Genomic DNA, 12,180 nt, shown 5'->3' with positions numbered 1-12,180 from the left:
GCCAGCGCCATACAGGACAACCCTATATCCGGGCAACTGGACATCCGCACTCGATGTGCTGGAATCTTCACTGCCGCCCCCCATGCCCCAGGCCTGATACCCGGACGATCGCGGCCTGACAGCGGGCTCCCGCGCAAACCGACAACGGTAGGGACTCGCCATGGCCAAGGTTCTCTGTGTGCTCTATCCGGACCCGTTACCGGCTATGCCGGCGGACCATCCGTGGAGAAGCATGCCGTTCAGTGGCATGACGCCACACATCAGCGGTACTTCGCTGTCAGCACAGGCACGCTACGCCGAAGGCACCCTGGAGATCCTGCAGGACTACCTCGGCAACCGACCCATTCGTGATGAATACCTGATCGTGCACGATGGCGCGCTCGCCGGCACCGGCGCCCGACCCTACCCGTTGAAGTGACCCATCCGCCTGGAGCGGCCGGATCTTGTGGACGTGGGAATTCGTTCCTATCCTCTATCGCTGGAACGCGCCGCGAGGCCACCATCGCGATCGCGTCAGGTTCCTCCCGGCGCAATCGCCAGTGTCGCAATGCCATCCAAGGAGGCGCAGTGCCGTCGATCACACCCCAGGCCGTCGAGGCCCAACTGACATCCGCCGCCATTTTTCTGGTGCTATCGCTCGACCCCGAGACAGGCTGCGAAGCCAGCGTGCGGGGGCTTTGCGCAGACCTTTCAGGCCTGGTCCGGGGCGTGGGCTTCCGCACCCCGGACGGTGCGCTGTCCTGCGTCATGGGCATTGGCGCCCTGGCCTGGGATCGCCTGTTCGGCGCACCGCGGCCCAAAGAGCTGCACCCTTTCCGGGAAATCCGCGGCGTCCACCATGCCCCTTCCACGCCCGGCGACCTGCTGTTCCACATTCGCGCCACACGCATGGACCTGTGCTTCGAGCTGGCCACCCGTATCATGGCGCGCCTGACCGGCGCCGCGACCGTGGTCGACACGGTGCAGGGCTTCAAGTATTTCGACAACCGTGACCTGCTGGGCTTCGTCGACGGCACCGAAAACCCGGTGGCCCAGGCTGCGGTGGAGGCGACCCTGATCGGCGACGAAGACGCCGCGTTCATGGGCGGCAGCTACGTCATCGTGCAGAAGTACCTGCACGACATGGACAAGTGGCAGGCGATCCCGGTCGAGCAACAGGAAAGGATCATCGGCCGCAGGAAGCTGTCCGACATCGAACTGACCGACGCCGAGAAGCCCAGCTACGCGCACAATGTGCTGACCAGCATCGAGGACAATGGCGAGGAGCTGGAGATCCTGCGCGACAACATGCCCTTCGGCGACGTCGGCAAGGGCGAGTTCGGCACCTATTTCATCGGCTATGCGCGATCGCCGGCACGCACCGAACGGATGCTCGAGAACATGTTCGTCGGCAACCCGCCCGGCAATTACGACCGCCTGCTCGACGTCAGCCGAGCCGTGACGGGTTCGCTGTTTTTCGTGCCCTCCACCACGTTCCTCGACGCGGTGACCAGCGAGGCGATCGTCACACCGGCCGCCGATGATATCGAACCCCATCCGTCAGCCCAGCGAACGTTGCCCGAAGGTTCGTTGGGTATCGGCTCCCTTAAGGAAGGCCCTCGCCATGAATAATCTCCATCGCGAACTCGCACCTATCTCCAAAGCCGCATGGGAACAGATAGAAGAGGAAGCGCGCCGCACGCTGAAGCGCTACCTGGCGGCACGCCGCGTCGTGGACGTGCCTGAGCCCGGTGGCCCCACCCTGGCCTCGATCGACACGGGGCACGTCGAGAAGATCGACAGCCCGGGCGACGGCCTGCAGGCCATCAGGCGCCTGGTCAAGCCGTTGGTGGAGCTGCGCATCCCGTTCAAGCTCACTCGCCAGGCGATCGACGATGTCGAGCGCGGGTCCGCCGACTCCGACTGGGCCCCCCTGAAAGAAGCCGCGCGCAAGATCGCCTACGCCGAGGACCGGGCGATCTTCGACGGTTACAAGGCAGCAGGCATCGGCGGAATACGCCCTGGCGCCAGCAACCCTGCACTGACGCTGCCAGCCGCGGCGATGGACTATCCGGGCGTGATCGCCACGGCGCTGGACGAATTGCGCCTGGCCGGCGTCGAGGGACCGTACCGACTGGTGCTGGGGGCGGACGTCTACACCGCCCTGAGCGGCGGCAGCGAGGACGGCTACCCCCTCCTGCAGCACATTCGTCGCCTGGTGGACGAGGAAATCATCTGGGCACCGGCCATTGCCGGAGGCCTTGTCCTGACCGTGCGTGGTGGGGATTTCGAGCTGAGCCTCGGTCAGGATATCGCCATCGGCTACCTCGGCCACTCAGCGACCGACGTCGAGCTGTACCTGCAGGAAAGCTTCACGTTCCGCCTGCTGACGACTGAGGCCGCGGTGGCCCTGAACGCGCCCCAGGCCAGCCCGTGACCGTCGAATCGACAGCCTGCGCCGAACTCACGGCCCTGCTGGATCATCCCGCGCTGCCTGTCTCGGGGGTATCCTCCAGGAGAATGCTGCCCACCACCGCCGCGTGCGCATACTGCGGGATCGGCTGATAGCACCAGACCTGCGCCGGTGCCCCGTCGGCCAGGCCGGACATGGCGATGTAGGTGCGGATCTCGTAGCCCCCCTGCCCGGCCTCCCGATAGATCGCCTCGTCGCTGTAGGCCAGCAACGCCTCGCGGTCGTTATGCACCCAATGCCGCAGGAACTCGAGGTCCCATGCCTCGTTGATGGCGCCCGAGTCTGGCGTGCAGGGCCAATGCGACAAGCCCCCCGTGGACAGTACCGCCACCCGTTCGGGCATCGCATCGCATGCACTTCGCAACGCCTTGCCGAAGGCATGGACACGATGCAACGGGGCCATCGGCGGGCATTGGCAGTTGATGTTGATCGGGATCACCGGCAGGCGGTTGTCCGGGCTCAGCAGGTGCAGGGGCACCATGATGCCGTGGTCGAATTTCCACTCCTCGCAGTAACTGATGTCGACCGCCTGCATCAGACCGTCGATCAGCCGCCGCGACAGGTCCTTGCGCCCAGGCACCCGGCGGTGAGGAATGCGCAGCCAGTCCGGATCCTCTATCGGACCTTCATAGTAATCGGCCATGCCGACCGCGAACGACGGCATGTTGTCCATGAAGAAGTTGGCAAAGTGCTCGGCGGCCAGGATCACCAGTACATCCGGGCGGGCTGCCTGCAACGCCAGGCGCAGACGCTCGTAGGCCGCCTCCATCTGCTCTCGATGCCCCGGATCGGCCAGCTCGCGGCGGGCGGTGATGCCCGGCCCGTGGCCGCAGGAAGCGGCGAAGACCAGGCTCATGACACACCTCCCCGGCAGGCGTAGAGTCCGTCGCGCACCGCCCCGTGCTGCCTGAGCCCCTCGGTCATGGCACGGATATAGGCAGGCCAGTCGTAGCCGTTGCAGGCGGCAAAATGCATCAGCAACTGGCCATTGACGCCGAGCACGTAAAGCAACCCCACGTCCGGCTCGGACAAGGCACGCTGCTCCTCGTCGCAGAGATCGAATCGGTCGATGAACGCAGCCCGCTGCTGTTGGTAGTCGAGCAGCGCCTGGGGCTCGCGATTGACCTGGTAGATGGCTTTCTGCAGGTAGTAGAGGCTCATGCGCAGACCTCCAGGAAACTCGGCAGGTCGTAGCGGCGAACTTCGCGTTCACGGCCAATCGCCTGGCGCACGCTTCGTCGCTGCGCCAGGCGCTCGGCCAGCGCCCGATAGTTCGCCAGCTCAGGAAGCCGCGCGCAATCGACCCGCTCGTCCTCGCTCCACAGGTAGAACACCAGCAGGTAGGGATCCACCGCGCTGAAGTGCTCGCCCAACGCAAAGGACTTGCCTGCCAGGGCCTGGTCGATCTTGTGCAACGCCTCGCACAACAGCGCATGCCCCCTGGCCCGCACCTGTCGAATCGCTTCCTCATGCTCGCCCGCATAGTGCTGCGGCCGGAAAATCGCCCGATAGGCACCATGCACAGAGCCAGACAAGTAGTTCAGCCACTCCTGCGCGACGGCCCGCTGCACGGTGCCAACCCGCGGCAACAGCTGAAGCTGCGGATCCAGGTCGGCGATATGACTCAATATCGCCGGCGACTCGGTGACGATCGTCTGGTCCACCTTCAGGGCCGGCACGGTGCCCTTTGGGTTCAACTGCAGGTATTCGGGGGAACGGTTGTCGCCGGCACGGATGTTCACCGCCCTGGCGACATAGGTCAGTCCACTCTCCTCGAGAAGAATGTGCGAAGCCAGGGAACAGGCTTTGGGGCTGTAGAACAGCGTCAGGTCAGGCTGGTTCATCGGGATCTACCTCGCTGGCGTCGGCATCTGAATGGGTGTTAACGTCGGAAGCGATCATAAAAACCGGCTGATCGGAAGTCTGTCCTCGGCTTTGAGGACATTTTTGCCGCTGGAGGCTATCGCCCATGCGTATCTGGGAACCCCGTCGCGACAACACGCCGTTGTCCCTTCCCGCTCACCGCCTGAGCGCCCTGATCGCGGCGGTGACCGACCGCGAACGAACGCGCCTGCCACAGGCGATGCTCGATCTCGTCCGGCAGGAAGTCGATATGATCAACTGCGCCCTCTTTCTGCTTCCCGGAAGTGGCCAGCCACAGTTCCTGAGCCACGCCCAAGTCGTCGAGCCGAGCACGGTGCAAGGCGCAGGCCAGGCCTACACGAACGGTTTCTACCGACGCGACCTGGCGTTGCAGACCGCTCTGAAGCACCCGCTGGCGCAACCGACACGCAATAGCCTGCTATTGCTTCAGGGCGTCGACGACATTCCTGACCGCGCCTATCGCAGCGCCTGCTATGAAGACGTCGACACCGCCCAGCGCTTTTCTGTGATCCGGGCGCTGGACACAGGGGAACACCTGATGCTCAGCTTCTACCGCTCCACCCGTGGCGATCCGCTCGGCGAGTCGGAGGTGGATTACCTGGGGGCGCTCGCGCAGGTGCTGATCGAAGCCGGCGTGCAACACTGTCGGGCCCGTCCGACAGCATTAAGCAACGCCGAAAGCGCTCTTCAGCGTCTGCAGGACGCACTGGACGTACGCCTCAGTCGGCGTGAAGCCGATGTCCTCGGCTGCCTGCTGCGCGGGTTGACCCAGGAGGCCACCGGCGACGCTCTGGGCATCGCCGCGACCTCGGTCATCACCTACCGCAACCGTGCCTTCGTCAAACTGGGCGTGACATCGCGACAGAGCTTTTTCGCTCGTCTGCTGGACGTTGCGAACGGTGCATAGCCTTCTGCCGGCAGGGGCTCGCTACACCGGCAACTCGGTGGTCAGCTTGATCTTCTCCATGGGCACCTCGGTCTTGACGTTCTGCACCACGCCCAGGCTGGTCAGGTGCGCGATCTGGAACCTCCGATAGGCCTCCAGGTCCTTCGCCACCACCCGCAACAGCAGATCGCAATCGCCCGCCATCACATGGCACTCCACCACCTCGGGCAACAGGCGCACGGCCTCGACGAATTCGTCGGTGGTTTCCTGGTCCTGCCGCTTGAGCCACACCCGCACGAACAACGTCAGGCCGAGCGCCACCTTGGCCGGATCCACCAACGCGACATAGCGCTCGATCACCCCCGCTTCCTCCAACAGGCGTACCCGGCGCAAGCAAGGCGACGGGGAAAGCCCCACCTGCCTGGCCAGCTCCTGGTTCTGCAACCTGCCATCGCGCTGCAGCGCGCGCAGGATGCGCCGATCGATCGCGTCGAGTTTGATTGGCATTGAAAACCTCTGCGTGGATTTTATTGGTAGCAAATGCCAAATCCTCTGCCACGCATCAGCACTACGCAAGCAAATTCCAGCGATAGCTTGGAATAATCTGCCTCCACTGGAGGTGACCATGAACAACCTAGCATCCGCCCTGACCGATCCCGCCAACCCATCACGCAGCGAGCTACGCCGCGGAGCCCAGGCCGCCGTGCCAGTCCTCCTGGGCTTCATCCCTTTCGCCCTGGTGCTCGGCGCCCAGGCATCGCAGCATCACTTGAATGCCGCCGAAGTGGCCTTGATGACCGGGCTCAACTTTGGCGGTGGCTCGGAGTTCGCCGCCATCGAGCTGTGGACCTCGCCGCCGGCGATCCTGGTCATCGTCGCGATGACCCTGCTGGTCAACAGCCGCCACCTGCTGATGGGCGCCACCCTTGCGCCGCACCTGAGCCATCTGCCCCTGAAAAAGGCCCTCTGCGCGCTGTTCTTCATGTGTGACGAGAGCTGGGCCATGGCCCTGGCCGACGCACGCCGGCGTGACGGTTTCAGCCTGCACTACTTCATGGGTGTGGCGCTGGCGCTGTGGCTGACCTGGGTCGGCTTCACCACCCTCGGCACCCTGCTCGGACCACTGCTCGGCGACCTGCGCAGCTATGGTTTCGACATGGCCTTCGCCGCGGTCTTTCTGGTGCTACTCAAGGGCATGTGGAAAGGCGTGCACGCTGCGCTGCCCTGGCTGTTCAGCCTGGTCACCGCGGCGCTGTTCCACCTGCTGATTCCCGGTGGCTGGTACGTGCTCGCGGGCACGCTGGCCGGGCTGGTCAGCGCCTACCTGTGGGCCAAGCCATGATCGACATCGCCACCCTGGTCACCGTGCTCGGCATGGCGCTGGTCACCTACCTCACGCGTGCCCTGGGCTTCCTGCTGCTGCGCAACCGGGCCATGGGGCCGCAGTTCACCCAGGTGCTCGAGGCCGCCCCTGGCTGCGTGCTGATCGCGGTAATCGCGCCGAAGTTCGTGTCCGGTCATCCTGCGGACCTCATCGCCCTGGCGCTGACCGTGTATGCCGCCTCCCGGTTTTCCATCCTGCCAGTGGTGGTGTTCGCCATAGTCATGACGGCGGCGTTGCGGGCGTTGCTGCCCAGCTGAACATCAAACGCACGCACCGGGGGCGAGCGCCCCGCCCCCGGTGAGACTCCATCACCCCTCGCCGCGAGTATCGGGCAGCATCCTGCACCGCGCCTGCATGCCCTGCCCCACCGCCCCTTGCGCCAGGTTGAACGCCACCAGCAACGCCACCAGCGCCATCACCGCCCCTGCGAGGAACCCGCCGCTGTAACCGGCCTGGACGGTCAGCGCCAACAGCATCGAGGAAGCCAGCATCTCGCCAAGGTCACGAGTGCTTTGCACGGCGGTCATGTCGGTGCCCGCCTGGTCGCTCTGCCCGGCGAAGGCCATGGCGGCGGTCATGATCGCCACCGACGTCGCACCGGTGGCGAACGAACCCAGGCCCACCGCCAGCCAGATCAGCCCGACCTGGGTCGCCAGCACCCCGCTGGCTTGCAGCAACCAGACCAGCGCGGCCAGCCCCGCCACGGCCACCGCCAGCATGAACGCCGGCCACAGTCCGAGCACGCGAATCAACCAGGCTCCCCCGCCACAACCCAGGACGATGGTCACCACGCCGCCACTCATGCCCAGTTGGCCGATAGCCTGCAACGACCAGCCCGCATCGTTGAGAAACAGCTTCGACAAGCCAAAGCCCGAAACCGAGGTCATCGCCGACAGCAGCGCCAGCAGCACCAGCGACAGCGCCTTGGGTCGCCGGATGAAACGCAACAGGCTGGCATGCGCCACATCCGCCGGTTTTTCCACGGCTGGGGCGACATGCAGCCACGCCACGCAGCACAGGCTCGCCAGCGGCACCAGCGCCAGCACGCCGAAAGCGGCGGTCTGGCCCAGGTAGCCGCTGAGGATCAGCGCACCGGCGCCGCCGATGAAGAAGCCGGCCATGGTGCCGCCGACCTGGATCGCGTTGACCCGGGCCAGCATGTTGTCGCTGAAATACTCGGCGGCCATGCCGTCGGTGGCGATGTCCTGGGTGGCGCTGGCCAGCGAGGCGACAATCAACAGGCCCACCGCCAAGCCGGCGGTGTCGACGCTCAGGCCGATGCCCGCCAGGCTGACCAGGCACAGCAGCACCAGCAGTTGCATCGGCACGATCCAGCTGCGCCGCCGTCCCAGGCGCGGGCTCCAGTGGTTGTCCACCGGCGGCGCCCAGATGAACTTCACGACCCACGGCAGGCCCACCAACGGCAGGAATGCCAGGGCGCCGAGCGCCGCGCCGTCATGGCGCAGCAATGTCGGCAAGGCGTCCATGGCGACGCCGAAGCAGATGCCCTGGGAGAGATACAGCAAGGCGAAGGTCAGCACCATGCGCCAATGTTTGAGCAAATCCAGCATGCGAGTCTCCAGTCAGACAGGGTTGGCGTCGGCAGCCCGTGCCGTACGCGTTGAAGCAGTCAGGCGGCGCACCACCCACAGGGCACCGATGCCGCCGAGCAGCAGCACCAGGTCGATCGGCCAGACGCTCAGGTTGGCGTGCGCCAGGCTGTCAACCAGGTGCAGGCTTCCAGCGCCCAGGAAGGCCAGGCCGGCCACGCTCAGTAGCAGGCGCAACGGTTGCCGCCGAGGCGGCAAGGCCAATGCCAGCAGCAGTGCGGCGCTCCAGCAGCCCCAGAACCACCACACCAGTCCGCCGCGCGGGCACCCGCCGAGATTGGCCAGCGCGCCGGCGCACAACAGCACGGCGGTGGCGGTCAGCAACCCACCGCCGCCACCGATCACCAGGCGCAACAGCACCTGCCACCCAGCCCCGGCCTTGAGACGGCGACGCTCCAGCCACAAGAACAGGCCGCTCAACACCAGCGCCGCCGCCGCCAGGGCCATGCCGAAATGCACCGCTCGCAGCACCGGCCCCACCTGCGGCAGCCAGCGATAGTCGGCAAAGTGCAGCGGCTGCACGGCAATGAACGCCCGCAGCCACAAGCCTCGTCCCCGAGCACTGCTGTCGCCCAGGGGCTGGCCATCATCGCCGCGGTACGCGCGCCGCTCGAACACCGCGGTGCTGGGCAGCCCCGGCGCGATGCCGGCCACCTCCAGCCAGGCGTCGGGCGCGCCCCAGCGATGCAAGGTGATGCTCTGGACGATGAAACCCGGGTGCGCCGCGGCGTCGTCGCGCAGCAGCCGGTCGAGGTCGAGCGCCTGTGGCGGCGCGGCTTGCGGGACAACCCGCGGCGGCGCCCCCAGCAGTTGCATGAAGGCCTGCTGCGGGGCGCCGGGAAACGCCTGCCCGGCAAGGGCCAGCGTACCCAGAGCGCCCAGCCCCGACATGGCCCCGGTAATGCCGAACAACAGCAGCCAAGGCGCCGCCCAGGCACCGATCAGACTGTGCAGATCATGGGCCAGCACACGCGGACCACGGCTAAGGCGTAGGCGCTTGAGGTCGCGCAGGTGCCCGCTGTGCAGGGCGCCGCCGGCGCAGATCATCAGCAACAGGACCACGCCCAGCAGGCTGACCAGGATCCGCCCGGGGAAGCCGATGAACAGGCTCTTGTGCAGGTTGAAAAGAAGGTCCGCAGCCGGCTGCGACGCGAGTTCCCGACCATCGACCGGGTCTAGCGTCAAGCCGCAGGCGTTGGCCGCGGCACACAGCTCGACCACCGAACGCTCGCCGTCGGGCAGGCGAATGTGCAACGCCTCCCCCGCCAAGCCATGCTCGCGTGCGACCTGCAACCAGTGCCCCAACGGCAATGGCGAACCAGGCGCCAACGTCGCCGGGCCGCGAAACCAGGTGCGCAGGTCTTCATGGACCATGCTCCAGGCCCCGCTGAGCAGAATGACGAACAACAGCAGGCCGAACACACCGCCGGCCCCGGCATGCACGCGCTGCACCAGCGCCCGGGGGGCGCCCATCATGACCCGGCACCGCCGAAGAGCAGCCAGGGCGTGAACAGCAGCAACCAGAGGCTGGCGCGCCAGCCCACGCGCTTGCAGTCCGGCGCCAGCAGGGCCCACAAGAGCACCGCCACGAGAAAGCCGACGCCCAGGAAAACCCCGACGTAGAGCCGCTCCAGACCACCACCCCAGGGATAGTGCCGGGCCAGCAGCAGCGCCAGTTGCGCGCTGCTCGCCACACTGCCCAGCAGCGCCAGGGCGATGCGCAGCGGCCATGGACCGAGGGTGGATAACGCCATCAGAACGTGCCCCGCAAGGTCATGTTGAGACTGCGCGGTTCACCATAACGGTTGTTCCAGTTCGGGTTGGACAGGCTCTGGTAGTACTTGCGATCGGCCAGGTTGCTGCCGTTGAGCGAGGCGGTCCAGTGTTCGTCGATGCGGTAGGCCACGCGCGCATTGAGCAGTGCGTAACCGCCCTGGGCCATCGTGACGCTGCCCGACTGCGCGGAAAAATCACTCTGTGCCTGCACCCCGGCCCCGACGCTCCAGCGCCGCTCCTGCCATGGCAGCTCGTACTGGGTCCACAGGCGCAGCATGTGCCGCGGGGTGAACTCGGCGTAACGATCGCCCGACGTGCTGCGGGTGTCCTTCAGATACTCGGTGGTGGTGTAGGTATAGCCGGCGAACAGGCTCCAGTTTGGCGTGACATAGCCGGTGCCCTCCAGCTCGAAGCCTTCGCTGCGCACCTTGCCGCCGCTGATGTAGTAGGTATTCGGTCCGGCACCGGGGTGCTCGGGATCGACCTGCGGGTTGTTCTCCAGGTCGATGCGGAACGCTGCCAGCGAGACATTCAGACGGCCGTCCAGCAACTCGCCCTTGATCCCGGTTTCGTAGGTCTTGCCTTCCACCGGCTTGAGCAGATCGCCGCTCCAGGTCTGCCCGGTCTGCGGCTGGAACACCTCGGCATAGCTGACGTACCACGACCAGTCCTCGGCAAAGTCCCAGATCAGCCCGCCATAGGGGGTGATCTCGCGCCCGGGCTTGAAGCGCCCGCCCGGCGCGTCCTGGTCCCACCAACTGGCCCGGCCGCCAACCACCAGGGTCAGCGGGTCGAGCAGCTTGAAGCGGGTCAGCGCGTAGACCCCCTTGGACGTGGTGGTGGTCGATCCCGGCGAGGTGTAGGCGCCGATGCCCGGCTTCGGCACGCTGTGCGGATCCCAGCGATAGACATTCACCGGCACGTTCAGCGCCGTGGTGAAGTTGGCCGTGCGCTGCTCGGTCTCGCCCCGGCTGTAGTTGCTGCCGAGCAGCAATTCATGGCTGCGGCCGAACAGCGAGAACGGCCCGTTGACCGAAGCGTCGAGGCTCTTCTGGGTGCTTTCGAACTTGTACGCCGCGCCCATCAGTTGGCCGCCGTCTCCGGTGAGCGGGTCGATGGCGCCGTAGGAACCGGCATAGCGCAGCCGGGAATCGGCGTCCTGGTACTCGGCCGCGACCTTGGCTTTCCAGTCATGGGGCAGCTGCTGCTCCAGCGAGCCGAACACCCGGCGAGTGGTCCACTTGAAACGGTCCCAGTCGACATCCAGGTAGGTGGAACGCGACAAGCCCAGGCTCGAGCCGTCCTTGGCCATCGGCACGCCAGCCATGTTGGTCACCGAATCGATGGTCTGGTACTGCGCGCCCACGGTCAGCAGCGTGTCCGCGCTCAGGTCGAACTCGCTGATGCCGTAGAGCAGCTGGGTGTCCTGCTTGCCGATGTCGTAGAAGTAGTCACGGTCCTCGTAGGCCGCCACCACCCGTGCGCGCACGTTGCCGCTGTCGGTCAGCGGCCCGCCGACATCCACTTCGCCGCGGTAGCGATCCCAGCTGCCCGCGCTCAGCGTGGTGCTGGCGGCGAACGCCCGTTGCGGGCGCTTGCGCACCAGGTTGACGGTGGCGGCCGGGTTGCCGCTGCCATGCAACAGGCCGTTGGAGCCGCGCAGGATCTCGACCCGTTCGTACACCGCCATGTCCTGCGGCGAGCTGGCGGTGTCACCCAGCAGGGCCGGCACGCCATCGAGCTCGAACGAGTTGACCTTGAAGCCGCGCACGTAATACGCGGTGGTCAGCAACTGGAAAGGCTGTACCGTGACCCCGGTGGCCTGCTGCATCACCTCGTCGAGGCTGAACAGGTTCTGTTGTTCGATGCGTTCGCGGTCGATCACGCTCACCGATTGCGGCGTCTCGCGCAGCTTCAGCGGCATCTTGCCGAGGGTGGTGACACCGGGCGGTGTGACCGTGGCGGAGGCGTCCTTGCCGGTGATCTCGATGTTGCCCAGTTGCAGCGCCGTATTGGCGCTTTGCTCGGCAATGGCCTGCGCCAGCGGATTGAGCCCCAGAACCAGCACCATCCCCAGGTGCGCCCGGCTGCGCGGGCCGCCCCGCCTCGACTTTACGACTCCCAGATGTGACATTGCCCCGCCCTACTCTCGATAATAATTCTCATTAGTATCCTTCAAACGAATAGC

Annotated in this window: 14 protein-coding genes; 6 read left to right on the top strand and 8 right to left on the bottom strand. The window is 66.1% G+C overall.

Annotation, left to right across the window (positions count from 1 at the left end; all coding sequences use genetic code 11):
- Positions 1-160 precede the first annotated feature (160 nt).
- The 3 genes from N7422_RS16095 (at position 161) to N7422_RS16085 (ending at position 2,416) form a co-directional block, all read left to right on the top strand.
- A complete protein-coding gene (locus N7422_RS16095; protein ID WP_279807442.1) occupies positions 161-418 on the top strand; it encodes a hypothetical protein in 258 nt (85 codons plus the stop codon).
- Between the two features lie 149 nt (positions 419-567).
- Complete coding sequence (locus N7422_RS16090; RefSeq protein ID WP_279807441.1) at positions 568-1,611, top strand: Dyp-type peroxidase; 1,044 nt, start codon at positions 568-570, stop codon at positions 1,609-1,611.
- Complete coding sequence (locus tag N7422_RS16085; protein ID WP_279807440.1) at positions 1,604-2,416, top strand: family 1 encapsulin nanocompartment shell protein; 813 nt, start codon at positions 1,604-1,606, stop codon at positions 2,414-2,416. The genes N7422_RS16090 and N7422_RS16085 overlap by 8 nt, the downstream gene beginning before the upstream one ends.
- 43 nt (positions 2,417-2,459) lie before the next feature.
- On the opposite strand, the gene N7422_RS16080 is transcribed toward N7422_RS16085, so the two are convergent.
- From N7422_RS16080 to N7422_RS16070, 3 genes are read right to left on the bottom strand one after another with little or no spacing between them, the layout of a single operon-like run.
- Positions 2,460-3,308 (bottom strand): hypothetical protein, encoded by an 849-nt coding sequence (locus N7422_RS16080; RefSeq protein ID WP_279807439.1) that lies wholly within the window; start codon positions 3,306-3,308, stop codon positions 2,460-2,462.
- On the bottom strand, positions 3,305-3,613 hold the full coding sequence (locus N7422_RS16075) for a hypothetical protein (RefSeq protein ID WP_279807438.1): 309 nt from the start codon (positions 3,611-3,613) through the stop codon (positions 3,305-3,307). Before N7422_RS16075 ends, N7422_RS16080 begins: the two co-directional genes overlap by 4 nt.
- Positions 3,610-4,296 carry a glutathione S-transferase N-terminal domain-containing protein gene (locus N7422_RS16070; protein WP_279807437.1) on the bottom strand — a complete coding sequence of 229 codons (687 nt, stop codon included), beginning with the start codon at positions 4,294-4,296 and terminating at the stop codon, positions 3,610-3,612. Before N7422_RS16070 ends, N7422_RS16075 begins: the two co-directional genes overlap by 4 nt.
- 125 nt (positions 4,297-4,421) lie before the next feature.
- On the opposite strand from N7422_RS16070, the gene N7422_RS16065 reads away from it, so the two are divergent.
- Positions 4,422-5,243 carry a helix-turn-helix transcriptional regulator gene (locus tag N7422_RS16065; protein ID WP_279807436.1) on the top strand — a complete coding sequence of 274 codons (822 nt, stop codon included), beginning with the start codon at positions 4,422-4,424 and terminating at the stop codon, positions 5,241-5,243.
- 21 nt (positions 5,244-5,264) lie between these two features.
- Here N7422_RS16065 and N7422_RS16060 read toward each other — a convergent pair whose 3' ends face one another.
- Positions 5,265-5,729 carry an Lrp/AsnC family transcriptional regulator gene (locus N7422_RS16060; protein ID WP_279807435.1) on the bottom strand — a complete coding sequence of 155 codons (465 nt, stop codon included), beginning with the start codon at positions 5,727-5,729 and terminating at the stop codon, positions 5,265-5,267.
- 118 nt (positions 5,730-5,847) lie between these two features.
- Between N7422_RS16060 and N7422_RS16055 the strand changes: the two genes are divergently transcribed.
- Both N7422_RS16055 and N7422_RS16050 read left to right on the top strand, forming a co-directional pair.
- Entirely contained in the window at positions 5,848-6,564 is a 717-nt protein-coding gene (locus N7422_RS16055; RefSeq protein ID WP_279807433.1) for an AzlC family ABC transporter permease, read from the top strand.
- Complete coding sequence (locus N7422_RS16050; RefSeq protein ID WP_279807432.1) at positions 6,561-6,863, top strand: AzlD family protein; 303 nt, start codon at positions 6,561-6,563, stop codon at positions 6,861-6,863. Before N7422_RS16055 ends, N7422_RS16050 begins: the two co-directional genes overlap by 4 nt.
- A gap of 51 nt (positions 6,864-6,914) precedes the next feature.
- On the opposite strand, the gene N7422_RS16045 is transcribed toward N7422_RS16050, so the two are convergent.
- Genes N7422_RS16045 through N7422_RS16030 form a run of 4 tightly spaced genes read right to left on the bottom strand, consistent with a single transcriptional unit; the run spans position 6,915 to position 12,126 of the window.
- Positions 6,915-8,177 (bottom strand): RhtX/FptX family siderophore transporter, encoded by a 1,263-nt coding sequence (locus N7422_RS16045; protein WP_279807431.1) that lies wholly within the window; start codon positions 8,175-8,177, stop codon positions 6,915-6,917.
- Positions 8,178-8,189: 12 nt separating this feature from the next.
- The gene (locus N7422_RS16040; RefSeq protein WP_279807430.1) at positions 8,190-9,692 is read right to left on the bottom strand and encodes a PepSY-associated TM helix domain-containing protein; all 1,503 of its coding nucleotides are present in this window, start codon (positions 9,690-9,692) and stop codon (positions 8,190-8,192) included.
- Complete coding sequence (locus N7422_RS16035; protein WP_279807429.1) at positions 9,689-9,970, bottom strand: hypothetical protein; 282 nt, start codon at positions 9,968-9,970, stop codon at positions 9,689-9,691. The genes N7422_RS16040 and N7422_RS16035 overlap by 4 nt, the downstream gene beginning before the upstream one ends.
- Positions 9,970-12,126: a TonB-dependent siderophore receptor gene (locus tag N7422_RS16030; protein WP_279807428.1), complete on the bottom strand. Its 2,157-nt coding sequence runs from the start codon at positions 12,124-12,126 to the stop codon at positions 9,970-9,972. The genes N7422_RS16035 and N7422_RS16030 overlap by 1 nt, the downstream gene beginning before the upstream one ends.
- Between the last annotated feature and the right edge of the window lie 54 nt (positions 12,127-12,180).

The sequence above is a fragment of the Pseudomonas sp. GD04091 genome (genome assembly GCF_029836165.1).
GTDB lineage: Bacteria > Pseudomonadota > Gammaproteobacteria > Pseudomonadales > Pseudomonadaceae > Aquipseudomonas.
The sequence above is the reverse complement of the archived record's forward strand: the minus strand, read 5'-3'. Positions and strand labels throughout refer to the sequence as shown.